Origin of the sequence: Parafrankia elaeagni (assembly GCF_000374165.1) — a bacterium.
Taxonomy (GTDB): domain Bacteria; phylum Actinomycetota; class Actinomycetes; order Frankiales; family Frankiaceae; genus Parafrankia; species Parafrankia elaeagni.
Map to the genome: position 1 here is coordinate 61,513 of NZ_KB893713.1, position 23,567 is coordinate 85,079.

At 71.2% G+C, this 23,567-nt stretch carries 24 protein-coding genes; 12 read left to right on the top strand and 12 right to left on the bottom strand.

Annotation, left to right across the window (positions count from 1 at the left end; all coding sequences use genetic code 11):
- Window positions 1-472 precede the first annotated feature (472 nt).
- From B207_RS0108550 to B207_RS0108560, 3 genes are all read left to right on the top strand, one after another.
- Window positions 473-1,633 (top strand): cytochrome P450, encoded by a 1,161-nt coding sequence (locus tag B207_RS0108550; RefSeq protein ID WP_018636114.1) that lies wholly within the window; start codon window positions 473-475, stop codon window positions 1,631-1,633.
- 174 nt (window positions 1,634-1,807) lie between these two features.
- Window positions 1,808-3,496 carry a serine/threonine-protein kinase gene (locus tag B207_RS0108555; RefSeq protein ID WP_018636115.1) on the top strand — a complete coding sequence of 563 codons (1,689 nt, stop codon included), beginning with the start codon at window positions 1,808-1,810 and terminating at the stop codon, window positions 3,494-3,496.
- Between the two features lie 120 nt (window positions 3,497-3,616).
- Window positions 3,617-4,174 carry a type 1 glutamine amidotransferase domain-containing protein gene (locus B207_RS0108560; protein ID WP_026310838.1) on the top strand — a complete coding sequence of 186 codons (558 nt, stop codon included), beginning with the start codon at window positions 3,617-3,619 and terminating at the stop codon, window positions 4,172-4,174.
- A 72-nt stretch (window positions 4,175-4,246) separates the two neighbouring features.
- Here B207_RS0108560 and B207_RS0108565 read toward each other — a convergent pair whose 3' ends face one another.
- Entirely contained in the window at window positions 4,247-4,747 is a 501-nt protein-coding gene (locus B207_RS0108565) for an anthrone oxygenase family protein (RefSeq protein WP_018636117.1), read from the bottom strand.
- A 132-nt stretch (window positions 4,748-4,879) separates the two neighbouring features.
- Here B207_RS0108565 and B207_RS0108570 point away from each other — a divergent pair, with 132 nt between their 5' ends.
- The 3 genes from B207_RS0108570 to B207_RS36760 all read left to right on the top strand — a co-directional run bounded on the left by B207_RS0108570 (window position 4,880) and on the right by B207_RS36760 (window position 7,262).
- Window positions 4,880-5,821, top strand: coding sequence for an AraC family transcriptional regulator (locus B207_RS0108570; RefSeq protein ID WP_018636118.1), 942 nt, complete (start codon window positions 4,880-4,882; stop codon window positions 5,819-5,821).
- Between the two features lie 210 nt (window positions 5,822-6,031).
- Window positions 6,032-6,595, top strand: coding sequence for a dihydrofolate reductase family protein (locus tag B207_RS0108575; protein WP_018636119.1), 564 nt, complete (start codon window positions 6,032-6,034; stop codon window positions 6,593-6,595).
- Entirely contained in the window at window positions 6,582-7,262 is a 681-nt protein-coding gene (locus B207_RS36760; RefSeq protein ID WP_018636120.1) for a TetR/AcrR family transcriptional regulator, read from the top strand. Before B207_RS0108575 ends, B207_RS36760 begins: the two co-directional genes overlap by 14 nt.
- Here the strand turns inward: B207_RS36760 and B207_RS0108585 are convergent.
- The 3 genes from B207_RS0108585 to B207_RS0108595 all read right to left on the bottom strand — a co-directional run bounded on the left by B207_RS0108585 (window position 7,243) and on the right by B207_RS0108595 (window position 9,364).
- Complete coding sequence (locus B207_RS0108585; protein ID WP_154675220.1) at window positions 7,243-7,860, bottom strand: nuclear transport factor 2 family protein; 618 nt, start codon at window positions 7,858-7,860, stop codon at window positions 7,243-7,245. The two genes, B207_RS36760 and B207_RS0108585, sit on opposite strands and share 20 nt — an antisense overlap.
- 95 nt (window positions 7,861-7,955) lie before the next feature.
- Window positions 7,956-8,696, bottom strand: a complete 741-nt coding sequence (locus tag B207_RS0108590; RefSeq protein WP_018636122.1) for a hypothetical protein — start codon at window positions 8,694-8,696, stop codon at window positions 7,956-7,958.
- Window positions 8,697-8,773: 77 nt separating this feature from the next.
- Window positions 8,774-9,364, bottom strand: coding sequence for an alpha/beta fold hydrolase (locus tag B207_RS0108595; protein ID WP_018636123.1), 591 nt, complete (start codon window positions 9,362-9,364; stop codon window positions 8,774-8,776).
- 160 nt (window positions 9,365-9,524) lie between these two features.
- Here B207_RS0108595 and B207_RS0108600 point away from each other — a divergent pair, with 160 nt between their 5' ends.
- Together B207_RS0108600 and B207_RS0108605 are read left to right on the top strand one after the other, a co-directional pair.
- Window positions 9,525-10,127, top strand: a complete 603-nt coding sequence (locus B207_RS0108600; RefSeq protein WP_018636124.1) for a TetR/AcrR family transcriptional regulator — start codon at window positions 9,525-9,527, stop codon at window positions 10,125-10,127.
- A 212-nt stretch (window positions 10,128-10,339) separates the two neighbouring features.
- Complete coding sequence (locus tag B207_RS0108605; protein ID WP_018636125.1) at window positions 10,340-11,185, top strand: class I SAM-dependent methyltransferase; 846 nt, start codon at window positions 10,340-10,342, stop codon at window positions 11,183-11,185.
- Between the two features lie 25 nt (window positions 11,186-11,210).
- Here B207_RS0108605 and B207_RS0108610 read toward each other — a convergent pair whose 3' ends face one another.
- Both B207_RS0108610 and B207_RS0108615 read right to left on the bottom strand, forming a co-directional pair.
- Window positions 11,211-12,164: an acyl-CoA thioesterase gene (locus B207_RS0108610; protein ID WP_018636126.1), complete on the bottom strand. Its 954-nt coding sequence runs from the start codon at window positions 12,162-12,164 to the stop codon at window positions 11,211-11,213.
- Between the two features lie 213 nt (window positions 12,165-12,377).
- Window positions 12,378-12,890 carry a PH domain-containing protein gene (locus tag B207_RS0108615; protein ID WP_018636127.1) on the bottom strand — a complete coding sequence of 171 codons (513 nt, stop codon included), beginning with the start codon at window positions 12,888-12,890 and terminating at the stop codon, window positions 12,378-12,380.
- Window positions 12,891-13,895: 1,005 nt separating this feature from the next.
- Between B207_RS0108615 and B207_RS0108620 the strand changes: the two genes are divergently transcribed.
- On the top strand, window positions 13,896-14,099 hold the full coding sequence (locus tag B207_RS0108620; RefSeq protein WP_018636128.1) for a cold-shock protein: 204 nt from the start codon (window positions 13,896-13,898) through the stop codon (window positions 14,097-14,099).
- A 115-nt stretch (window positions 14,100-14,214) separates the two neighbouring features.
- Here B207_RS0108620 and B207_RS0108625 read toward each other — a convergent pair whose 3' ends face one another.
- The gene (locus B207_RS0108625) at window positions 14,215-15,147 is read right to left on the bottom strand and encodes a TIGR03564 family F420-dependent LLM class oxidoreductase (protein WP_018636129.1); all 933 of its coding nucleotides are present in this window, start codon (window positions 15,145-15,147) and stop codon (window positions 14,215-14,217) included.
- A gap of 256 nt (window positions 15,148-15,403) precedes the next feature.
- Between B207_RS0108625 and B207_RS0108630 the strand changes: the two genes are divergently transcribed.
- Entirely contained in the window at window positions 15,404-17,359 is a 1,956-nt protein-coding gene (locus B207_RS0108630) for a M13 family metallopeptidase (RefSeq protein WP_018636130.1), read from the top strand.
- Between the two features lie 62 nt (window positions 17,360-17,421).
- Here B207_RS0108630 and B207_RS0108635 read toward each other — a convergent pair whose 3' ends face one another.
- The 3 genes from B207_RS0108635 to B207_RS0108645 form a co-directional block, all read right to left on the bottom strand.
- The gene (locus tag B207_RS0108635) at window positions 17,422-18,165 is read right to left on the bottom strand and encodes an SDR family oxidoreductase (protein ID WP_018636131.1); all 744 of its coding nucleotides are present in this window, start codon (window positions 18,163-18,165) and stop codon (window positions 17,422-17,424) included.
- Between the two features lie 231 nt (window positions 18,166-18,396).
- The gene (locus tag B207_RS0108640; protein ID WP_018636132.1) at window positions 18,397-18,777 is read right to left on the bottom strand and encodes a hypothetical protein; all 381 of its coding nucleotides are present in this window, start codon (window positions 18,775-18,777) and stop codon (window positions 18,397-18,399) included.
- Between the two features lie 21 nt (window positions 18,778-18,798).
- A complete protein-coding gene (locus B207_RS0108645; protein WP_018636133.1) occupies window positions 18,799-19,188 on the bottom strand; it encodes an SDR family oxidoreductase in 390 nt (129 codons plus the stop codon).
- A gap of 276 nt (window positions 19,189-19,464) precedes the next feature.
- Here B207_RS0108645 and B207_RS0108650 point away from each other — a divergent pair, with 276 nt between their 5' ends.
- Both B207_RS0108650 and B207_RS0108655 read left to right on the top strand, forming a co-directional pair.
- On the top strand, window positions 19,465-20,025 hold the full coding sequence (locus tag B207_RS0108650; protein ID WP_018636134.1) for an RNA polymerase sigma factor: 561 nt from the start codon (window positions 19,465-19,467) through the stop codon (window positions 20,023-20,025).
- A complete protein-coding gene (locus tag B207_RS0108655) occupies window positions 20,022-21,299 on the top strand; it encodes a maleylpyruvate isomerase family mycothiol-dependent enzyme (RefSeq protein ID WP_154675221.1) in 1,278 nt (425 codons plus the stop codon). The genes B207_RS0108650 and B207_RS0108655 overlap by 4 nt, the downstream gene beginning before the upstream one ends.
- A 489-nt stretch (window positions 21,300-21,788) precedes the next feature.
- Here B207_RS0108655 and B207_RS0108660 read toward each other — a convergent pair whose 3' ends face one another.
- Together B207_RS0108660 and B207_RS0108665 are read right to left on the bottom strand one after the other, a co-directional pair.
- Entirely contained in the window at window positions 21,789-22,559 is a 771-nt protein-coding gene (locus B207_RS0108660; RefSeq protein ID WP_026310841.1) for an SDR family NAD(P)-dependent oxidoreductase, read from the bottom strand.
- Window positions 22,560-22,687: 128 nt separating this feature from the next.
- The gene (locus tag B207_RS0108665) at window positions 22,688-23,530 is read right to left on the bottom strand and encodes an NAD(P)-dependent oxidoreductase (RefSeq protein ID WP_084692052.1); all 843 of its coding nucleotides are present in this window, start codon (window positions 23,528-23,530) and stop codon (window positions 22,688-22,690) included.
- Between the last annotated feature and the right edge of the window lie 37 nt (window positions 23,531-23,567).

Here is a 23,567-nt window from a genome sequence, read left to right on the forward strand (position 1 = left end):
CCTGGCACCACGGAGGCTGCTGCCGCATGCCTGCGCCCCGCAGCGGCCAGGGATGGTGTCGACAGGGATGGTGTCGACGGGCCGCGCGGAGAGACGATCTCCGCCGACAGTCCATCGATCACACTGTCCAAGTGTAGTGCCGCGATCGCCCTACTCCCTCGCAGCGTTGGTTCCGGGTGACCGGCGGCACGGTGCGGCGACCTGCGGCTCCGTTTCGCCCCCGCGCATACCGACCCATTGACCAGCGGTTTCGTCGCGGCGCCCCGGCCGCGTCATCATCCACACGATTTGGCGGATCAATGCCGCCGGGACGAACACCCCGACGCGGGGAACCCGCCTGGAGGCCGAAGTCAGGGGTTGTCTCAATTTTGAACTTAGTATAATTTTTGGGGCCTTGTAGGCAGTGGCAGGGAGGCCAACCATGTCCATGGGCAGCGCGTCGTCCGACGCGGCATCGCAGGGATCGAATCCGATGGAGAACCCGGCGTTCCTGACCGCCCCGCAGGCGATCTTTCCCGCGTTACGCGCCAAGGGGGCGCTCCCGCTGGGCACCCGTGGCGTGCTGCTCACCCGCAGCGCCGACATCGCGGCCCTGCTCACCAACCCCGCGGTCTTCTCCTCCGGAGTCGCCACGACGCAGACCGGCACCGAGCGGCCGCTGATCCCGCTGCAGATCGACCCGCCGAGGCACCGCGACTACCGCAGGATCCTCGACCCGTTGTTCTCGCCGCAGCGCATGAAGCAGATGGAAGAGCCGATCACCGAGCTGGCCCGCGGGCTCGTCGACACGATCGCCGCCGAGCGGGAGGTCGACTTCGTCGATCGTTTCTCGGTGCGCTTCCCGTCCCAGGTCTTCCTCTCGTTGCTCGGGCTGCCCCTCGACCAGCTCCCCACCTTCCTGGAGTTCAAGGACGGTTTCATCCGCCCCGAGGCGATCACCGGCCAGCCCCGCGGGCACGAGGACTCGGTCGCCCTGCTCAAGAAGACCGCCACGGCCATCTACGAGTACTTCGACGCCGTGATCGCGGACCGGCGTGCCAGCCCGGGCGACGACATTGTCAGCCGGTTCCTGGAGACCGAGGTCGACGGCGCCCGGCTGTCCCACGAGGACATCCTCGATATCTGTTTCCTGTTCCTGGTCGCCGGCCTCGACACCGTCTCCGCCTCGCTGGACTGCATGATGCTGCACCTCGCGCTGCATCCCGAGCGGCGGCAGTCCCTGGTGGACGACCCCGCGCTGATCCCCGGTGCCGTCGAGGAACTGCTCCGCTGGGAGTCGCCCGTGATGATGGTGGCGCGTTTCGCCACCCAGGACACCGAGATCGCCGGCTGCCCGGTGAGCAAGGGGCAGGTCGTCACCGGCCTGCTCGGTTCCGCGAACACCGACGAGGAGGAGATCCCCGACCCGGATGTCGTCCGGTTCGACCGCGAGCCGAACCGGCACATCGCGTTCGGGCGGGGCCCGCACCGTTGCCTGGGCTCGCACCTGGCTCGTCTGGAGCTGCGCATCGCACTGCGTGAATGGCTCGCGCGCATCCCCGACTACCGTGTGCCGGAGGGTTTCGAGCCCACCTTCACGACCACGATCCGCTCGCTCGTCGCCCTGCCGCTTCAGCTCGGCCGGTCCGCCTGAGCCTGGCGGCGCCGACCAGCGTCTTTCCTGGTGCCGCCGGGGGGTTGCGGGACCTGCCGATCGTCGGCAGTGTTGCCTGCACATGCCTGGTGCCCGAGTCCGGCGCGCACTCCTGGACTCGGGCTCCGGACAATGCCGCGACACGGTCCGTAACCAGGGGGAGTTCGAACGAGCGTGGACACGACCGACGCACGGATCCAGCCGCCACGGCCCGGTGAGCCGACCACGCTCGGGCGGCACCGGGTCATCGGCCGCCTCGGCAGCGGCGGCATGGGGGTCGTCTACCTCGCGGACGGGCCGTTCGGGAAGGTGGCCGTCAAGCTCGTCCGCGAGGAGCTCGCTGACGATCCCGATTTCCGGCGCCGGTTCCAGCGTGAGGTCCAGGCGTGTTTCCGGGTCGGCGGGACCCGCACCGTCCGCCTGGTCGACTTCGAGCTGGACGCCGAACGGCCCTGGCTGGCCACCGAGTTCGTCGACGCGCCGAACCTGGCCACGCACATCCGCACCATCGGCAGGCTCGGCGAGGACGACCAGATCGCCCTCGCCACCGGCCTGGCGGAGGCCCTGCTCTCCATTCACGCGAGCGGGCTGATCCACCGGGATCTCAAACCGTCGAACGTGCTGTGGACGCCGCACGGGCCCAAGGTCATCGACTTCGGCATCGCGGCGGCTGCCGACGCCGCCGCGCTGACCGTCAGCGGCCAGTTCGTCGGCACCCCCGGCTGGCACTCTCCGGAACAGGTCTCCGGTCAGGACGCGACACCGGCGACGGACGTGTTCGCCTGGGGCGCCATCCTGTGCTTCGCCGCCACCGGTGAGCCGCCGTTCGGCTCCGGCCCCGCTCCGGCCGTCCTGCACCGGGTCCTCCTCGCCGAGCCCACCATCGACCTTGACGCTCTCGCCGCACCTCTGCACGGACCGGTGACAAGATCACTGGCCCGTGATCCCGCCGGGCGGCCGACGGCTGTCGATCTGCTCACCGCCCTGGTCGGCGCCCTCCCCGAGGGCGAGCCCGGCCTGGCCACGCGCCAGCTGCAGACCTCGTCCGCGCTGCCGCCGACCCCGCCCTGGTCCGCGACGGTCGTACCCGCCGGTGCCGGTCAGGGCACCGGGAACGCCGCGGGGACGGGCAGCTCCCCCGGCAGTGCGGACGCCGGCCCGCCTCCCGACGACGACGGGGGGCACGGGGGGCACGGGGGGCACGGGGGGCACGGGGGAAGCGGCCGGAGGAGCAGGGCGCGGATCGCGGCGCTCGCGGGTGTGGCCGGCATCGTCGCCGGGGCCGCCGTCATCGCGGCCGTGGTGCTGTCGCTGCAGGGTGGCGGCGACGATGACGGAGGCTCGTCCGCCTCCTCCTCGTCGTCCGACCTCGACGCCGGTACCTTCAGCGCCGACGCGCCGTGGCGGCTGCGCATCGACAACCGGATCGACGGCGACGGGTCGAGCGGCTGCACGATCGTCGTCTCGGACGTCACCACCGGGGAGCGCCGGACGCTGCCCGAGCTGTGGGGCACCAGGACCTACCAGGTCGCCCAGACCGGCGAGTTCCGTTTCGACGTCAACAACGAGCAGTGCGAGGTCCAGGGCCTGCGATCGACGGGCGACGCCGCACTGCCGTTCGCGCAGGAGTCGTATGTGGGCGACACCGAGGCGTTCCACACCGAGGGCACCGTTCAGGTCGAGGTCGTCGACTTCGACGGTGGGGAGGACTGCGAGCTCGCGCTGCACGCGCTGAGCGACGGCCGCATGCTCGACTTCGCGACCGCCTCGGTCAACGAGAACCAGATCACGCTGGACGCCGGCCAGCCCGACCAGGTCTACCTCGCGGAGCCGTCCTGCGGCATCCGCGTTCTCTCCGGCTGAGCCCAGGCCGTCGATCTCGGGCGGTACCCGAGAAGTCCACCGCGGCGGATGTTTGGGGCGCGGGTGCGAGGTCACGTCCAGGGCAGGACCTTTTGTCTGCCGCCAGCGGAGGTGACCATCATGACGCACAGCCTCGAGAACCGAAAGATCGCGATCCTCGCCGCCGACGGTGTCGAGCGGGTCGAGCTTGACCAGCCCCGCGGGGCGCTGCTGGGCGCCGGCGCGACCACGGAGGTCATCTCGATCCACCCGGGCGAGATCCAGACCCGGCAGTTCGACACCGATCCTGCCGGGACCGTCCCCGTCGACCGGCTGGTGTCCGATGCCTCGCCGGACGACTACGACGCCCTGCTCCTGCCGGGCGGGACGACCAATCCCGATCATCTGCGGATGAACCGGTACGCGGTCAGCTTCGTCCGGTCGTTCGCCGAGGCCGGCAAGCCCGTCGCCGCGATCTGCCACGGGCCCTGGCTGCTCGTCGAGGCCGACGTCGTACGCGGGCGTCGGCTCACCTCGTACCCGAGTATCCGCACCGACCTGCGCAACGCCGGGGCGGAGGTCGTCGACGAGGAGGTCGTCGTGGACGACAACCTCATCACCAGCCGGTCGCCGGCTGACCTGCCGGCGTTCTGCCGGACGATCGTGGAGCGCTTCGCGCTGTCCCGGGTGACGGGCTGACGGGCTGGTGGGCTGGTGGGCTGGTGGGCTGACGGGCTGGTGGGCTGGCTGGCCCGGGTCCGACCCGGGCGGTCAGCTCCCACCGTGGCCATCGAGGAGCAGTGCCCAGGTCAGGCAGCCGAACGCGGCCAGGGAGCCCGCTGTCCGGACCAGGTTCCACCGGGCCCAGGTCGCCTCGAAACGGGCCCGCGCCGCCGTCAGATCGGCAGTCCTGTCCAGGTCGCCGGCGGCCACGAGCTCGTTGTTGAGGGGAACGTTGACCGCGCCGGTGACGACGATCGTGAGGCCGTACAGAAGGAACGCGGCGATGATCCAGGGCAGGGCCGGGCGCGCGCCCGCGCCGAACTGCGCCGCGAGGGCCAGTCCGGTCAGCAGCAGCGCGCCGATGAAGACCAGAAAGAACCAGCCGTTGAGGATCGCCCGGTTGATCGACTGCATCGAGGTGACGAAGGTGCGGTCGTCGGTGGCCCGCAGGCCCGGCATGACCGAGCACGCATAGGCGTAGTACAGGCCGGACATCAGGCCCGCGGTGACGGTGGCGGCGATCAGTGAGCTGGTCCGGAGCAGGTCCACGCGCGTCCCTCGTCCTGTCGTGCGGCGTCGGCGTCTTCTCCCTCCAGTGAAGGACGGTGGGCGCGGCGGAACCATCGTCCAGGAGCTTGGAAGCATGTTCGTGCGTCCAGGCCGGGTGACTAGACTCCGATCATGGACGCTGTCGTCGGCCTGCTGGACGGGCCGCGGGCGCACGGCGCCTTCCTGCAACGCTCGATCCTCACGCCGCCCTGGTCGCTGCGCATCCAGGACGAGGCTCCACTCGCGGTCGCGGCGATGGTGCGCGGCGACGCCTGGGTGCTGCCCGACGGCGGCGCGCCGGTGCGGCTCGGCCCCGGCGACGTCGCGATCATCCGTGGGCCAGCCCCGTACACCGTGGCGGACGCCCCGTCCACCGCGCCCCGGATCGTGATCCACCCGGGTCAGCGCTGTACCGACCTGGCCGGGAACAGCCTGGCCGCGGCGATGGACCTCGGCGTGCGCACCTGGGGTGAGCGCCCGGACGGCCCCACGGTGATCCTCACCGGCGCCTACCTGCTGGACGGGGAGGTCAGCCAGCGGCTGCTGCGGGCACTGCCACCGCTGCTGACGGTGACGCACCACAGCTGGAACTCCCCGCTGATCCCGCTGCTCGCCGACGAGATCGTGCGGGACGAGCCAGGCCAGGAGGCGGTGCTCGACCGGCTGCTCGACCTTCTGCTCATCGCCGCGCTGCGCACCTGGTTCGCCCGGCAGGGGGCGGCGGCTCCGGGCTGGTACCGCGCGTACGCCGACCCGGTGGTCGGCCGGGCGCTGCGGCTGATGCAGAGCCATCCGGCGCAGCCGTGGACGGTCGCCGCCCTGGCGGCCGAGGCCGGTGTCTCCCGGGCCGCGTTGGCCCGCCGGTTCACCGAGCTGGTCGGCGAACCGCCGATGGCCTTCCTGACCGGCTGGCGTCTCGACCTCGCCGCCGACCTGCTCCGCGCACCCGACGCGACGGTCGGCGCGGTCGCCAGGCAGGTCGGCTACGGCAGCGCGTTCGCGCTGAGCACCGCCTTCAAACGGGTCCGCGGCGTCACCCCCCGCGAGCACCGGGCGGCGCTGCGGGCAGGCTGACCCCCACCGGGGGCAGGCTGACCCCCACCGGGCGCCCGGGAGGAACGCCATCCGGGCCTGACGGCGTCGACGACCGATGAGTTTCCCGCCACCGGGCAGTCCGAACCGGTGACGCGCCGGCCACCCGCGGGCCAGCAGGCCCGGTGGGCTGCTCTCGACCGCGAGGATGGCGAGGCGGGACATTCACGATCCAGCAGAGGAGAAAGCAGAATGCGCACACTGATCGTCACCGCGTTCGTGTCCGTCGACGGTGTCATGGAGGCGCCGGGCGGGGAGTCGGGATACCGGAACACCGGCTGGACGTTCAAGGACATCGACTTCGACCCCGCCGCCTACGAGATCAAGGGCCGCGAGCAGGAGGAGACGACGGCGCTGCTGCTGGGGCGAGCCAGCTACGAGGCGTTCGCGCCGGTCTGGCCGACGATGGACGACTTCGCGGGCTACAACGCGATGCCGCGGTACGTCGTGTCCAGCACGCTGACCGAGGCCGACCCCCGGTGGCCGGCGACGATCCTGCGCTCCGTCGACGACGTCGCGGCGCTGAAGGAGACCGAGGGCGGCCCGATCGCGGTGCACGGCAGCGCGGCCCTGGGGAAGAGCCTCGCCGACGCCGGTCTGGTGGATCGCTACCACCTGCTGGTCTTCCCCGTCCTGCTCGGCGCCGGGAAGCGGCTGTTCAGCGAGGCGGACAAGGACAAGACACTGCTGAAGCTGACAGAGTGCGAGGCCTACCCGAACGGCGTCCAGAAGCAGGTGTTCGATGTCGTTCGCTGACGGCGACGTACCAGGCGGGCCGGGCGGCGCGGGTGAGGCCGCCGGTGAGGCCGTCTGCGAGGGCACCGGCGAGGGCACCCGCGGCAGGCTCGTGCGCACCGCGGCGGCCCTGCTGGAGAAGGAGGGCCGCGCGGCGGTGACGCTGCGGGCTGTGGGAGCGGGCGCGGGGGTGTCCCGCTCGGCGGCCTACCGCTACTTCGACAGCAAGGACGCCCTGCTCGCGGCTGTCGCCACCCAGGCGCTGACCAGCATGACCGAGAGCCTCGCCGCAGCCCTCGCCCGCGTGCCGATGTCGGATCCGCACGGCCGGCTCGTCGAGATGGGCCGGGCCTATCTCGACTTCGCGGGCACGAACCCCCAGCAGTACGCACTGATCTACAGCCGGGAGGTCGCCGAGGTCGACTGGCCGGAACTGGGCCCGGCGGCGGCCGCGGCCTACGGCCTCTTCGTCGAGGCGACGGCGCGGGCGGCAGAAGCCGGGATCCTTCCGCCCGGCGATCCGCGCCCGTTCGCCGCGGTGCTCCTCGCGGCGGCCCACGGCGCCGCCGACCTCACCTCCGCCGGTCACCTCCAGCCCGACAAGTGGGGTATCGAGGCGGGAGAGCTCACCCGCCTGCTGCTGGAGATGGTCAGCCCCGTGAGCCGCGTCAGCCGATCGGGAAGTTGAACCGGCGGGCGAAGATGATCGGGTTGGCGTACTCCTCACCGGAGACGAGCCGCCCGTTCCGCCAGTCGAAGCGGAACAGATACACGTTCCGATACGGGCCGCCGTCCACACCGGTGAAGTCGCCGTTCGCCTGGACGAAGGCGGTGTCGCCACCCGCTCCGACGGTGATTCTCTCGTCGACGAAACTGATTCTCCCCATCGCCGCGAACACCTGGCGGAAGTAGCCGATCACCTCGTCCCGACCGGAGAACCGGATCGCCGGTTCCGGGGCTCCGGTGAAGCTCATCGGCTGTACCAGGGTGACCTGGTCGGTCAGCAGGTCCGTGATGGTGTCCAGGTCGCGCCGCTCGAACGCGTCGAGGAACCCACGGGTCGCCGCCGCCGTCCGCCGCTCACGAACGGCGGCGCCGCTGTCATCAGCGCTCACCGTCGATGCGGCGTCGTCGGTGGTGGCGGCGTCGTCGGTGGTGGCGGTGACGGTGACGGTGGCGGCGGTGGCGGGCGCCGCCGGAGCCGTGGCACCGCCATCGGAGCAACCGGGGAGCAGAAGTGCCGGCCCAGCCAGCCCGGCAGTCAGCCACATACGCAATCTCGCCACGAACCCGACTCCTCACGACGCCCCAGAGGGGAAGCAAGTTGACACCGTCAACATCTAGCCTGGCATCGCATGTTGACAGCGTCAACATGCTTCGGTCAGGCCACGGTGACGTCGTGGATGTCGATGGCTATGGCCGAGCCGTCCGGCCCGGGGAGGGAGCGGTCGGCGGTTCCGTCCGGCCTGCGCGGGTAGACGCGACGGCGGGTCGGGAAGACCAGCCCACCGAAGGTCCGGTGACCGTCGGTGTAGTGGGCGACGGTCGCGTTCGCGTTGACGTCGACCGTGTAGTCGAGGCGACGCAGCAGTCCGTCGGCGTCGAAGTAGAAGACCTGTTCGGCCGTGTGGGTGGGAATCGTCGCGGGAATGCCGACCTGTAGCCTGCGCCAGGTCTGTCCGTCCTCGTCCCAGGAATCGATCTCGTGGGCGGCCACACCGGGATCGGCCAGTAGGTACGGCGTCGTGAGGTAGTTCCACATGGCGTAGCCGAGGAAGTAGCCGACCTGGAGCCGGTCCCACGCCGAGTAGAGGTCGTATCCGGTATAAGAGGGACGGGGCCTGTCGCGACTCTCGACGACGGAGCCGTCGGCGGCGTGCAGGGCCACCCCGTCACGGGCGAGATCCGCGACCAGGCTGTGGTCCGCGGCAACCCAGGGGGAGAGAACAGCTCTCCGGTCGGCGACGTCGATGTGCAGCGTCTCGTCGAGGAACGCGTCGGGGAACCCGCGCATCGCCCAGAACGGGCCGCCGACCGACAGGTTCGCGGTGAGTTCGGAGACCTTCGACCAGCGTTCCCGACCGCCATGGGCCTCGAGCGCCTTCTCCAGCAGGGGGTCCATTTCAGTTCCCTTTCTCCATAGTCGTCGTGTCATATTTCCGGGCAGTATGACCGTGGTTCTCACCGGCGGGAGCACCCTCAGCCGAAGGGGTGCTCCGCGTCGAGGAAGCGCGTTGCCTGGCTGACGAAGAGCTCGGGGTACTGGAAGATTGATCCGTGGCCGGAGTCCGGGTAGATGACCAGCTGCGCGGCGGGAATGTGCTGAGCCAGGACGTAGGAGTTCACGGTCGAAATCATGTCGGGGGCGGTTCCCTCGGCCTCGCCCGCCCGGGGCCGGAACCCGGCAATGACCAGCCGTCGGACGAGCCGTGGGTGCCTCAGCGCGAGCTCCTGCGCGACCGCCCCACCCATCGAGAGCCCCAGCACGTCGACCTGCTCCAGGCCCAGCGCGCCGACGAACCCGGCGGCGTGGTCCGCCATCGCGGCGAACGTCTCGGGGGTCTCGCCGGACGAGCTGGCGACGCCCGCGTTGTTGAAGAGAATCACCTCGCGGTTCGCGGCCAGGCCGTCGGTCACCGCCGGGTCCCAGTGGTCCAGGCCGCCGCGGAAGTGCTGCAGGAACAGCAGAGGCGTCCCCTCGCCCGCACCGAACCGGCGATAGGCGTAACGGATTCCGTTCACCTCGAGGTAGCGAGTTGGTGCAGTCACATGGGTCAGAACGTCGGCCACGACTTCTCCTTCGTCAGATCAGGTACCGATCGGTACCTGACAGACATTAGCCAGCTCGGAAACCGATCGGTACCCGACATTGACGTGACGCCCATCACATCCAAGATGAAGGGGTTCGTCCACTTTGCCGAAGCCGATACCGATCGTTACTCTGGATGTTGTGACGATCAATCCAGCGACGGCCGGAGCGCCCGCCGACAGGCGCGGTCCCCGGGAGCGCATCCTGGCCACGGCGTGCACCCTGTTCTACCGGCAGGGCATCCACACCACCGGCGTGGAGCAGCTCGCCGAGGTTGCCGGGGTTTCCAAGCGCACGCTGTACCAGCTGTTCGGCAGCAAGGACGATCTCGTCGCGGCCTACCTGACCTGGATGAGCGAGCACGCCCCGACCAACGAGCAGTACCTGCGCCACACCGATCTGGCGCCGAGCGAACGCCTGCTGGCCCTCTTCGGCCGCCCCTCCTCCACGGTGGCCGTGCGGGGCTGCCCGATCCACAACGCCGCCGTCGAGATCACGGATCCGCGGCACCCGGGAAGTGCGGTGATACGCACACACAAGGAGGGATTTCTGCGCCAGCTCGTCGACACCGCGGCGCAGGCCGGCGCCGACGACCCCGAGACCCTGGGCCACCAGCTGTTCGTCTTGTTCGAGGGCGCAGCCGCGCTGGGCACCTCGATCGGCGAGCTCGCGTCCTACGACTACGCGCGGCCGATCGCGCACGCTCTGGTCAGCGAGGCGCTGCCGGCGTCACCCGAACCCTGACCCGTGAACGCCGGCCGCGGTGCGCGCAGCACGGCCTACGGCCCTCGGCGCACCGCCCACCCGCCCTCGGCGCACCGCCCACGGCCCACGGCCCGCTGCCCTCCTGTGACCTGCGCCCGAATCCCGGGCCGTCGTATTCTTCTCCCCATGAAAGGCACCCGGGCCGGCCGCTGGGCGTTGAGCGCGCCGTGAAGCCCGCCAGGAACGAGGGAATGCGGCAGGACTGGGCCGACAAGGCAGCCGGCTGGGTGGCCAACCAGGCGATTTTCGACGCGGTGTTCTCCCCGGTGACCACGGCGATCCTCACGGCCGCCGCGGTCGGGCCCGGGCAGCGGCTCCTCGACGTCGGCTGCGGCTCCGGTGCGCTGCTGGCCGCCGGTGTCGCCGCGGGGGCCAGCGCGGTCGGCGTCGACATCTCGCCGGGGATGGCCGACGCGGCGCGCCGCCGGGTACCCGAGGCCACGGTGGTCGTGGGTGACGCCCAGGTCCTCGACCTGACCGCGGCGGCCCCCGGCCCGTCGTTCGACCGGGTGCTCTCCCGCTTCGGCGTGATGTTCTTCGACGACCCGACCGCCGCGTTCGCCAACTTCCGCCGGGCCGCGGTACCGGGGGGCCGGCTGGTGTTCGCCTGCTGGCGCGGCCGGAGCGAGAACCCGATGTTCACGCTCGGTTCGGACGTCCTCGCCGACCGCCTGGAGCCGAAGCCCGCGGATCCGACTCCGGGCGCACCGGGCCCCACCGCCTTCGCCGACTCCGGCCGACTCGCCGCCCTGCTCGGCGACGCCGGCTGGGCCGACATCACCATCAGCCCCTTCGATTTCAGCTGTGACTACGGTACCGCTGGCGGCGACGGCGTGGAGGAGCGTCTCGCCACCGTGCTCAGCACGTCCACCGGTCGGCTGGCACAGCAGCAGCTCGAACCACGACTGGGGCCCGAAGGCTGGTCGGCGCTGCTCGACGACGTCCGGGCGGAGCTGCGTCGCCACCTGGTGAACGGCGCGGTCCGGTTCCCCGGCGCGATCTGGCTGGCCACAGCGACCAACCCCATCCGGCAATGATCACCAGCCGCCGTCCCGGGCGGGCTCAGCGGCGGAACAGGCCGGCCTCCTGGATGGCCGAGGCGACGGCCTGACCGTCCTGGTTGAAGAACACACCGCGGGACAGCCCCCGCCCGCCTCCCGCACTCGGGCTGTCCTGGGCGAACAGCAGCCAGTCGTCCGCGCGGAACGGCCGGTGGAACCACATCGCGTGGTCGAGGGAGACGATGTCGAGTCGCCCCGGCAGCCCCGCGTAGGGCAGGTACGCGGTACTGGACAGGGTCAGATCCGACAGGTAGGTCAGCGCGCAGACGTGCAGCAGCGGATCGTCCGGCAGCGTCTGGTCGACCCGTACCCAGACGTTCTGCCGCGGCATCCCGTCGTCCGGCGTCGACTCCGGTGCCGCGGGCGGGCCTCCGGTGGCTGACCCGGCTGACCCGGCTGATCCGGCCGCTTCCGGCGATCCCGTTGCCCGCCCGGTCCCGTCGGTGGCCCGCGAGGCCTCGGTGCGCCCGGCGCGCCCGCCGAGGCCTCGCGGCGAACGGATGTCGATCAGCAGGAACGGCCGGAACTCGGGGGCTTCGTCGATCGGTTCCCACCAGCGGGGCAGATTCTCCGGCCCGGGTACGTCCGGGGCGCGGAGCTGGTGTGTCTCCTCGGCGTCGCGCGGCAGCTGGAACGAGGCCGACATCGAGAAGATGGTCTCGCCGTTCTGCACGGCGCTGACCCGGCGCGTGGTGAACGACCGGCCGTCACGGATACGTTCGACGAGGTACACGATCGGGCTGTCGGTGCGGCCGGGGCGGAGAAAGTAGCCGTGCAGCGAGTGCATCCGCCGGTCGGGATCCACGGTGCGGCCCGCGGCCACCTGGGCCTGGGCCGCGACCTGCCCGCCGAAGGCACGCATCGGCGCACCGGCGTGGCACAGGCCGCGGAAGATGTCCCGGTCCACGGAATCCAGCGTCAGCAGGTCCGCGAAGTCGGGCTTGTGCCCGTTCATGGCCGCCCGCCGCCAGGCAGGCAGGTGGACGTGGCACTCCCCCGCGGCGCGGGACCCGCGGGCTTCGCGGCAGCGCTCCACTGGGCGGCCGGATCCGTGGGCAGGGCTGCCAACAGCCAAAACGGGCACATGAGGATCACGGTGCGAGGCTACGCCGTACGCACCGTCCCGGACACCAGACCCAGACCCAGACCCAGGTGAGTGTCTCCGCGACTAATCGTCCACGGCCGGTTCAGGGGAACCACCGAAGATGCTGTCGCAGAGCAGCAGGTAGAACCGGTCCGGGTGCGGCACGTGCTGGAGTTTCTCAAGGTCACTTGTGTGGTCTCCTTCGGTCTCCAGTTCGAATGCGCCGTAACCGAGTACCCGACCGTTGGGGTCCAGGTTGTACGAGAGATCCGTGATCTTGCTCAGCGGGATGCTCTGGACCCTCGTGGAGATGATGCCGGACACCTTGATCAGCCGCGAACTGGTGATCAACAGGCAGGTGCGGTGCCAGTCGAGCAGGCGCCACAGCAGCCGCACGACGGCGGCCAGCGCCACCCACCAGAGAAGTGTGACCACGACTCGCACGTTCACGTCACGACCCGCGGAATAGACGGCGATCGCCACGACACCGACGAGGAGCGCCGCGGTCTCGATAACCACCCGGGCAAGCACCACCCAGTGCAGTCGAATCTGGACGACGGTCTGCTCGTTCGCAGCCAGATATCTGGAATTGTACACAGTGAACCTGCCCCCCGGCTTAGGTCACCACATAGTCGCATGTTCGGCTGTACGCCGACCACCCTGGAAGGCCAGTATTTTTCAGTCCGGAGCAGGACATCGACAATTCGCGGGGACGAGCCGCCGCCGGGGGTAGGGAGCACAGCTCAGGCCACCCGCCACCCGCCAACCCAACCGCCAACCGCCGACCCGCCCGCCGCCCGGCCACCCGCCGCAGTGATCAGCCGGCCATCGTCCATGCGCCTCAGCGCTCGAGCGGTGTCCGGGGGTCCGCGCGTCCGCCGCACCCTGGCCTGTCTGAGCCCGGTCCGGCGCGATTCCCCTTCAGCCAGGGCAGGGCGAGCAGGGCAGGGCGAGCCGGCAGCCAGGCCGCCGCGGAGCTCGGCGGACGCAGGTTCCGCGGACGGCCCGGCGCGTTGAATCGCCTCCGGCCCGGTCGTTGTCTCGTGGCCGCATCGCATTCGAAACTGCCGCGACGGCGTCCATGACCAGAATCAGTCGCACCGGTCTCCCGGGAACCATCCCGCCCGGAACGCGAAGCCGCGACCGTGAGGAAAAAGGCCCACCAGCGGCCGGGGAAGGAACCGGGAATATGTGGCGACAAGGCCGGGATTCGATGGTCAGGTCCGCTCGCACGGTATGTCCGTCTCGGTGGGCCGCCCGTGTACCCGGCCGGCCACCGGCACCCTCGGCGGAAACGTGAGCCGATCCACGTCGGTGCGTATCGCAGCCACACGGTGACCCGTCTCGGCCACCGTGGGTACCGCGGGCACTCCGGGGCCTCCGGACAGGTAGGACTGTGGCGCCGCTTGTCAACCGCCCGGCCATCCTGGACTGGCCGCCCGGAGCGGGCCCTCAGCCGGTAGAGTCGAGGCGTTACCTGTTCTCCGTTGTGTGAGCGTCATGCATCGTCGAACCGGAACGGCTGGGCGCGGGGCCATCCGCGACCGGTGCGAGGCCGGGAGACGAGAGACGTCTACCGGGAAAGCAGCAGGGAGAACGCTGGTGGCTCAGGGTACGGTCAAGTGGTTCAACGCGGAGAAGGGCTTCGGGTTCATCTCCGTAGACGGCGGCGGTCCGGATGTGTTCGTGCACTTCTCGGCGATCATCGCGGACGGCTACAAGTCGCTTGACGAGGGGCAGAGCGTCCAGTTCGAGATCGTGCAGGGCCAGAAGGGCCCGCAGGCGGACAACGTCCAGCCGGTCTGACACGGCACCCCGCCCTACCCCGAACAGCGCGCGACCGATGCGGCCGCGCGCTGTTCTCTTTTGCCGGCGGCGCCCGTCTACCGGCGGTGATCGTCTACCGGCGGTGATCGCCCGGTCAGGCCAGCCGGGCCGGGGCCAGCTCCCGTAGCAGGGCTCGGGTGCGGGCCGCGTCCGGCGCGGAGAACTCGGCGGCGACGAAGTCGGTGACACCGGCGCCGGCAAGCTCGGCGATCCGGTCCCGTACCGACTCCTCGCTGCCGATCAGCGCGACGTCCGCCGGCCCCGCGGCCCCTTCCCGGTCCAGCATCGCCCGATAGGACGGGAGCCCGCCGTACATCCTGAATTCGCGGGCGGCCCGCTCGCGGGCGGCGTCCGGTTCGTCGGTGACCGCAACGGGCAACATCGCGACCACCCGGGCAGGCGGGCGGGCGGCGGTCGACGCCGCGGCCTGGATCGTGGGAACGATGTACTCGCGAATCGTGCGCGGGCCGGTCATCCACAGCACGGTGCCGTCGACCCGCGCGCCGGCCAGCTCCAGCATCTTCGGGCCGAGGGCCGCGACCAGCACCGGGAGCCTTCCCAACCGCGGGGTGCCCAGGGCGGCCGCGGCCCGCACCGTCTCCCGCCGGACGTCGACCGGATCACCGTCGAGCAACGGCAGCAGGACGTCCAGGTAGTCGGAGAGGTGCCGTAGCGGCCGGTCGAAGCTGTAGCCGAGCATGTCCTCGACGACCACCCGATGAGACAGGCCGATGCCCAGCGTGAACCGCCCGCCGACAGCGAGGGCCGTCGTCAGCGCCTGCTGGGCGAGCGCGACCGGATGGCGGGGGTAGGTCGGCACGACCGCCGACCCCACCTCGATGCCGGTGTCTCCCCCACCGGGAAGCGGGCTGCCGGCGACGGCGAGGGCGGTGAGCGCGTCCAGGCCGAAGATGTTCGACAGCCACGCCGAGTGGAGCCCGTCGTCGGCCGCCCGGGCGATGTCGTCGCGCAGGCGCGTGAGCGCGTCCGGTCCGCCGCCGTCCGACAGGGTGATGCCGATGCGCATGATCGCTCCATCCGTTGCTGGCTGTCCGTCGCCGACCGTCGCGGATCACTGACCGTACCGCGATCACCCCGCGGCGGATCGGCCAGCGGCGGGCGGCTCGTCCGGACAGGTGGCAGCGCATCACCGGGTTCGGCCTCGTCGCCGACAGCGGTGTGCCGCGACACCGCACCGGGATGCGAGCCGGGACGTACTGTCGGTCCACAGGTTCCTGACGGATCCTTCCCTCGACGCCGGATCGATTGGAGACTTCCGTTCTGTGAGCATTCTCGACGACGCACGCGACGGCATGGACCTCGACGTACGACCGCAGGACGACCTCTTCGGCCACGTGAACGGCCGGTGGCTCGCCGAGGCGGAGATCCCGTCCGACCGCTCGAGCTGGGGTCCGTTCGTGCAGCTCGCCGACACCGCCGAACAGCAGGTCCGCGACATCATCACCGACCTCGCCGGACAGGACCCGGCCACCCAGGACGACGAGGCGCGCAAGATCGCCGACCTGTACAACTCCTTCCTGGACGTCGAGACGATCCAGGCACTCGGCCTGGGCCCGGTGCAGCCGCTGCTGGACGCCGTGGAGGGCGTGGGCGACATCCGTGATCTCGCCGTGTTCCTGGGTGAGTTCGAGCGGGTCGGTGGCCGTGGGCTGTTCGGTTCCTACGTCGACACCGATGACCGCAACTCCGACCGTTACCTGTTCCACCTGCTCCAGGGCGGTCTCGGTCTGCCGGACGAGTCGTACTACCGCGGCGACCGGTTCGCCGAGATCCGCGAGAAGTACGTCGCCTACCTGACCCGCATCCTCGGGCTGGCCGGGCACCCCGGTCCCCAGGACGCCGCGCAGCGGATCCTCGCGCTGGACACCCTGCTCGCGAAGGGCCACTGGGAGCGGGCCGACACCCGTGACGTGCAGAAGACCTACAACCTGCTGACAGGCCAGGAGCTGGCTGCGCTCTGCCCGGCCTTCGCCTGGGACGCCTACATCACCGGTCTCGGCGGTCAGCTCACCGGCACGCAGGCGACCCTGGCCGAGGTGTGCGTACGCCAGCCGTCGTACTTCGAGCACCTGTCGGCCGTGCTGACCGAGACGCCGATCGAGGTGTGGCGCGACTGGCTGCTGAGCCACGTGCTGCGCGCCGCCGCGCCCTACCTGCCCGAGGAGTTCGTCGAGACGAACTTCGACTTCTACGGTCGTACGCTCAGCGGCACCCCGGAGCTGCGGGCCCGGTGGAAGCGCGCGGTCGGCTTCGTCGAGGGCGCGATCGGTGAGGCCGTCGGCCGGGAGTACGTCGCCCGCCACTTCCCGCCGCGCGCCAAGGCGCAGATGGACGATCTCGTCGCGAACCTGCTCGCGGCCTACCGCGCGTCGATCTCCCGTCTCGACTGGATGACGGAGGAGACCAAGCAGCGGGCCTACGAGAAGCTCGAGACGTTCCGACCGAAGATCGGCTACCCCGACCGGTTCCGGGACTACTCGGGCCTGAAGGTCCGCGCCGGCGACCTGATCGGCAACACCCAGGCGGCTGCCGCGTTCGAGACCGACCGGCAGCTTTCCAAGATCGGCGCCCCGGTCGACCGCGACGAGTGGTTCATGCTGCCGCAGACCGTGAACGCCTACTACAACCCCGGCACCAACGAGATCTGCTTCCCGGCCGGCATCCTGCAGAAGCCGTTCTTCAGCCCCGACGCCCATCCGGCCGAGAACTACGGCGGTATCGGCGCGGTGATCGGCCACGAGGTCGGCCACGGCTTCGACGACCAGGGCGCGCAGTACGACGGCGCGGGCAATCTCAACGACTGGTGGACACCCGCCGACAAGGCCGCGTTCGAGGTCAAGTCGAAGACCCTCGTCGAGCAGTACAGTGCGCTCGAACCGCGCAACCTGCCCGGTGAGAAGGTCAACGGTGCGCTCACCGTCGGCGAGAACATCGGTGATCTCGGCGGTCTGACGATCGCGCACACGGCCTACGTCATCTCCCAGGGCGGCGAGGCGTCCCGGGATGACCGGCGGCGGCTGTTCATGAACTGGGCCTACGTGTGGCGCACCAAGCGCCGGCTCGAACTCGAGCGCCAGTTCCTCACCACCGACCCGCACAGCCCGCCGGAGCTGCGCGCCAACATCGTGCGCAACCTCGACGAGTTCCACGACGTCTTCGGCACCGTCCCTGGCGACGGTCTGTGGCTGGACCCGTCCGATCGCGTCCGCATCTGGTAGGCGCTGCCCGTTCAGCCGCGCTGCCCGTTCAGCCGCGCTGCCCGTTCAGCCGCGTTGACTGTTCAGCCGCGTTGGCCCGCGAGCCACTCGCGGTACGACGTCCCGGCGAGGAGGGCGCCGTCCTCGGCGATGAGAGCGTCGCCGGGGACGGCGGCGAACATGCCGGCGCTGTCGTCGGTGACGACCGTGCGATGGTCGCCGCGCGCCGCCAGTGTGATCCGGCCGAGCTCGTCAAGTGCGAAGACCTCGGGGCCGGCGACGTCACGGGTGCCCCGCAGCGGGTGGCCCGTGCTGACGTCGGCCACCGCCCGGGCGACGTCGGCGGCGGCGATGGGCTGGACGGGCGTGGCAGGCAGACGAACGCTGTTCTCGTCGGCGGTCCAGGAGAGCACGGCGTCGACGAACTCGAAGAACTGTGTCGCGCGGACGATCGAGTATGGGATGGGGCCGGCCCGGAGAATGTCCTCCTGCAGCACCTTCGCGCGGTAGTAGTCCAGGCCGGGCACCTTCTCCGCTCCCACGATCGAGAGGATGACCGCGTGGCCGGCACCGCCGGCCTCGGCGGCCGTCAGCATCGTGTCCATGGTCTTCCGGAAGAACACGGACGAAGCCTCGTCGAACGTCGGCGAGTTCGTCAGGTTCACGACGACGTCGATCCCTTTCAGGGCTTCGGGAAGGCCGTGCCCGGTAAGAAGGTCCACGCCGGTTGACGGTGAGAGCGGCACGGCTTCGTGCCCACCCGCCTTCAGGATCCTGACCACCTGGGAGCCGATGAGCCCGGTGCCGCCGATGACAGCGATCTCCATGTTCGTCGCCTCTCCTCTTCCCGGACGGTGACGCTTCCCGGACGGTGACGCTTCCCGGACGGTGACGCCCGTTCACCGGCGCCACGGGGACGCGGGAACAGGCGTCGGCCTGGATCCCAGGCGCCGGTCGCGCGCTGATTCTGCCTGCCCCGGGCGCCGTCGTCCTGCCGGCCGGCACGATCCCACGAGCCGCTGACGGGTGGGCGCGGCCTGCGCCCGATAGCGGAGCCGCTATTCCTGGACGTACTTCCTGAGTGCGTCGGCCTCCCGGCGAAGGCGATCGCCGGCGGCGGCCTGCCCGAGTGCGTCGTAGCGATCGGCCTCGGCCACGCGTTCGGAGAGCTGCGCGCGCAGGATGGAGTGAACGGTGCCCGCGGACAGCTCGCGGCGGTCCGCCTCGGTCACGCCGAGCCCCTCGCGCCCACCCGCGATGCGGCCACTGGCCGGTGGCTGTTCCTGACCCGGCACCTCCACCTCCACCGCCTCCGCGTTGTCGAGGGCGGCGATGGTCGTGCGCAGTGCCGTGACCGCATCGCGGTTCCGGGCCTTCATCGCGGCGACGAGGTCGTCCCGCAGCGCCGCTCGCAGCACCCGCACGTCAGGGGTGACCATCGGGACGCTTCCTCCTCATGGTCAGAGGCCAGCGAGCATACCGCCGTCGACCACGACCGACGTTCCGGTCACGAAGCTCATTTCCGGGGAGGCCACGGCGAGCGCCGCGGCGGCGATCTCCTCGGGCCGCGCCATACGCCGCAGGGCGTCGACGTTGTCCGCTCCGTACTGGGCCTTCCCCGCCGCCCACTGTTCGTCGGTTATGTTCGGGGGACGTCGGCTGTCGAGCAACGGCGTGTCCGTCGTTCCCGGGGAAATCGCGGCGACCCGGATGTTGTCGTCCCATTCCTCGACCGTCATCTCGTGCAGCTGCTTCACGATCTGGATCCCCGCGTTGTTGAGAGCGACATGCAGGGCGCCGTACTTTCTGACCACACCGGCGACGAAGGCCTCGACCGGGACTCGGCGCACCAGCGCCCTGGACCCAGGTCCGGCTGGCCGCTGACCGCAGGTGCACCGCGGATCGAAGTCTTACGGCATCAGAACGGATGTCGGCCGTATGACGTGCTACCGCGCCGCCGCCGGCAGTCCGATTCCTGCCTCAGCGCCAGGTCAGACACTTTTCGCCGCCCGACCCTGCACAGCGGGGGAACGGGGGAGGGCGGAACGGAGCAGGATCGCCGACCGGCGGGGCGGAACGTCCATGGCACAATACCTAGCGTGCACGGACAGGACGGTGCGGCACCCGTGGCGCGCCGGCTGCCATCGGCCGGTGCCGGTGCCGGTGCCGGTGCCGGTCCCGGTGCCGCGCCGGGCGCGGGCGCCGCCCGCCAGCCGCCCTCGCGGCACGAGACCGTGGAGCTGCACGGCCGCCTGGTCGCCGGTGATCCCACCGCGCTTGCCGTCGTGCACGAGCGGTACGCCCGCTACCTGCTTGCCGTCGCCGCCCGGGTGACCCGCGACGCCGACGCGGCCCGCGACGTCCTTCAGGAGGTGCTGGTCGCCTTCTGGCAGCATCCGCTCAGGTTCGACCCGGAGCGCGGGGAGCTGCGTACCTGGCTCGCGGTGCTCGCCCACCGGCGCGCCGTCGACTGGGTCCGCCGGGAGACCTCCCGGCGCCCGAACGACCTGGTCGCCCGGCAGCTCACCGAGCACCTGGACGGGCCGGCGGCCGACCATGACTTCCTCGCCCGCGAGGACGAGGTGGCCACTCGGCTCGCCATCCCTGAGGGGACGGCGAAATCGCGCATGCGAGCCGCTCTGTCAGCTCTTGCGCTCACCCTCACCCGCCTGGGAGCCGCCCCGTGACGGCCGACCCGACGATCGTGCCCAGCCCGGACGCATGCGTGTCCGAGCTGCTCGGCGCGTACGTCCTGGGTGCCTGCACAGCCGCCGAGGCGGATGCCGTCGAGACACATCTCGGCCGGTGTGTGGCCTGTTCCACTGACGCCGCGGAGCTCGCGCTGGCCGTTCCGCCACCGGTCCGGTCCGCCACCGGGGAGGCTGGCGACGGACCGCCACCGGTCGGGGCCGCGTCGCTGGACGCTGTCCTCGCCGCGGCGCTCGCCGTCCGGCCCGCCGCACCGGGCACGCCTGTTCGGGTGGAGGCCGGCCCCGTCCGGGCGCACGGGTGGCAGACCCCGGCCTACGGGAGCCGTGTGGCCGCGCTGGACCGGTTGCTGGTCGAGCTGGCCCCGGCGGACTGGACCCGGCCGGCCGCGGCTGGCTGGTCGGTGCGCGACCTTGTCCTGCACCTGTACGCCGTCGACGGTCTGCTGCTGGCCGCGCTCGGCGAGGCCGCCGGCACCGGCGACGCGGGGCATGATCTGGAACGGCCGGACGAGGACCCCGTGACGCGTACCGAGGTCGTTCTGGCCGCCGCCCGGGAGTGGCCGGCGGAGCAGGCCCAACGCCGCTGGTACGAACGCGCCACGCTCCTCTGCACGGCTGTGGCCGATGCGTCCTCAGGCGCCGGCTCCGGCGCTGCCGGCGGCCCTGAGCCACCGGTCGTGACGGCGGGTGGCTGGCCGGCCATCCCGGTCGATCATCTGACCGCCCGCGGTTTCGAGACGTGGATCCACACCCGCGACATCGCCGCGGCCGCGGGGGTCACCATGCCGGATCCGGGTGAGGACGAGCTGCACACCATGGCGGATCTCGCACTGCGCGTGCTGGCCGGGCGCTGGGCGGCCGCCGTCGCGCCGGCCGGGCCGGCAGCGCTGACGGTGACGTTGACCGGGCCGGGCGGCGGCACCTGGTCACTCGACCCGTCAGGCGTGGCGGAGCGGCAGCCCGGCCACGCCCCGGTGGAACCCTCCTGGGCCGCGGGACTGCTGCGCGCCGCCGGCCCGGCCACGGCGGCGGGCCCGACGGCAGTTCCGACGGCAGTTCCGACGGCAGTTCCGACGGCAGTTCCGGCGGCAGTTCCGGCGGCGGCGAACGCCGTGACCCTGGGAATCATGCCGTTCTGCCTGCTGGCCGGCGGTCGTGCGACGGTGCCGACCGTGGCCGCCCAGGTGGAGGGCGACGAACGGCTGGCCGCCGAGCTCCTCGCCCTCGCACCCAGCCTGGCCGGCCCCTGACGGTCAGCCTGCGGGGCGATGCCAGCGCGGGCGACAAGAGGTGTTACTGGCGGCAGGCCGGGCATGTCGTGTTCAGGCCGGTGACCGGACGACGAGGCCCGGACACCCACGCAGGCACGGCGAAGCTCGAGGAGGAAACGATGAAGTTGCTACGGAGGCTCCGTAATGAGGCCCGACGTGATGTGAACGCGGCCGATCGGTCGGCGGCGCGAGGTCTGCGCCGGCTCCGTCGCCGTCCGCGGAACCGCTCGACGGCGAGCACCCGCTACTGACAGACCAGGCACCGGCCCAGGTAGTGCTGCCCGCCCCCCGTGTGTGAAGCGCGGGGGGCGGGCAGCGGTCTTTCTGTCCAGTGCAGCGTGCTCCTCGGAGAGGCAGGCCAGACGATGCGGTTCGATGACTCGCCGGTCGACACGTCCCAGCTGGAGGACCGGCGCGGCGGATCGGACGCCGGGGCCGGCGGGCAGGCCCAGAGAGGCTCAGAGAGGCTCAGCGAGCTCGGCTCATCACGAGCACGGCGTCGCGGCGGGGCAGCGCACCGAGCGGCGAGGCGCCGGTCGGGTCGGGGCTGCCGAAGATCCAGGTCGGGCCGTCGCCAAGATGGTCGAGTGCCTCGCGGGCGACATCGGCCGGGTCGGCGACCTCGCCGTACGGCTCACCCTTGGCGTCGAACACCCGCCGCATCGACGGCGTGTCGGTCTTGCCCAGCACGAGGCTCAGGACGTCGGCCCCGCTCGCGTGCCACTCCGCCCACAGTGCCTCGGCCAGGATGAGATCAAAAGCCTTGGTCGCTCCGTAGGTGGCGAGGGTGGCGCCGCCGGCCCAGGCCGCGCCCGAGGTCACGAGTACCACGCCGCCCCGCCCGCGGGCCACCATCGGCCCGCCGAACCGGTAAGCCGCCTCGAGCACACTGTCGCAGTTGCGATGCACCAGTGACAGATGCGTGGCGAGGTCCTTGTCAAGGAACGGCGTGCTGAAGTCGTCACCGCCGGCGTTGTAGACGAAAAGCCCGACCTCGACGTCGGAGGTCACGCTCGCCAGTTCCGCCAGCGCGCCCGGGGCACTGAGATCGAGTGCGACCGTGCGGACCTCGACACCGTGTTTCGCGCGGATCTCCTCGGCGAACGCCTCCAGCACGGGAATCCGCCGCGCCACCAGCACGACGTTCAGCCCCCTGGCAGCCATCTCGTGGGCGAACGCGGCCCCGATTCCGTCGGACCCGCCGGCCACGATGCCCCATGGGCCGTACTTGCTCGTCACGGTTGTCACCCTGTTCTCCTCGTGGTAGCTCTCGACGTCCCGCCGTCTCCGCCTGATTCACCTCGTCGTCGCACCGCGGGCCGGCGAGACGGCGGAAGGGCGAAACGGTGGGGTTGTTCCGTCGGTGGTCAGTGCGTCAGGTCCGGCGCGTTCGCCCGGCGGAGCACCTTGCGCTCAACCGCGTCCGACGACAGGACCGTGCCGATGATTCCGAGGTCCGCGCCGGCGCTGCGGGCCACCTCACGCACCACGGTGACGTCCTTGTGCATCAGGTCGCCGATCCGGCCGGCGACGGCATCGACCGAGCCCCCGCCCGCGACGACGCCGAGGCCCCGGCTGGCACCGCTGCCGTGCTGCAGTGCCGCCAGGATCGCCGTCTCCTCGATCCCGAGCGAGCCCGCGAGACGTACCGCGTCGATCGCGAGCCCCACCTGCGCCACGAACAGCGCGTTGTTCACGAGCTTCACCCGCTGGCCGTCGCCCGGCCCCCCGACGAACATCACGGGCGACGCATACGTGCCGAGCACCGGGCGCATCCGGTCCAGCAGGGCCTCGTCCCCGCCCACCCACAGCGTCAGCCGGCCCGCGGCGACATCATGCGGGCCGCCGGAGAGCGCGGCGTCCAGCACACCGACGCCGCGGCCGGCTCCCGCCTCGGCGAGCAGCTGTGCGGTCCGCGGGTCGGACGTCGTGTGCTGGACGAGCGTCGCTCCCGGCCTCATGGCCGCGACAGCGCCGTCCGGACCCAGGCACACCGAGCGGACCTGATCGTCACGCAGCACGGCAACGAAGACCGCGTCGGCGTCACGAACCGTCGCCGGCACCGTCCCGGCCCAGGTCAGCCCGTCGCTTTCCGCCGCCATCCGCGACTGGGGACGACGCGCCAGAACGGTCACGTCATGGCCCGCCGCCCGCAGCCGGTCGACCATCGGCCGGCCCATACGACCCGCCCCGACAAATCCGATCTTCACTGATCCTCCTGAGGGCGTACCACGTCCACCGGACCGG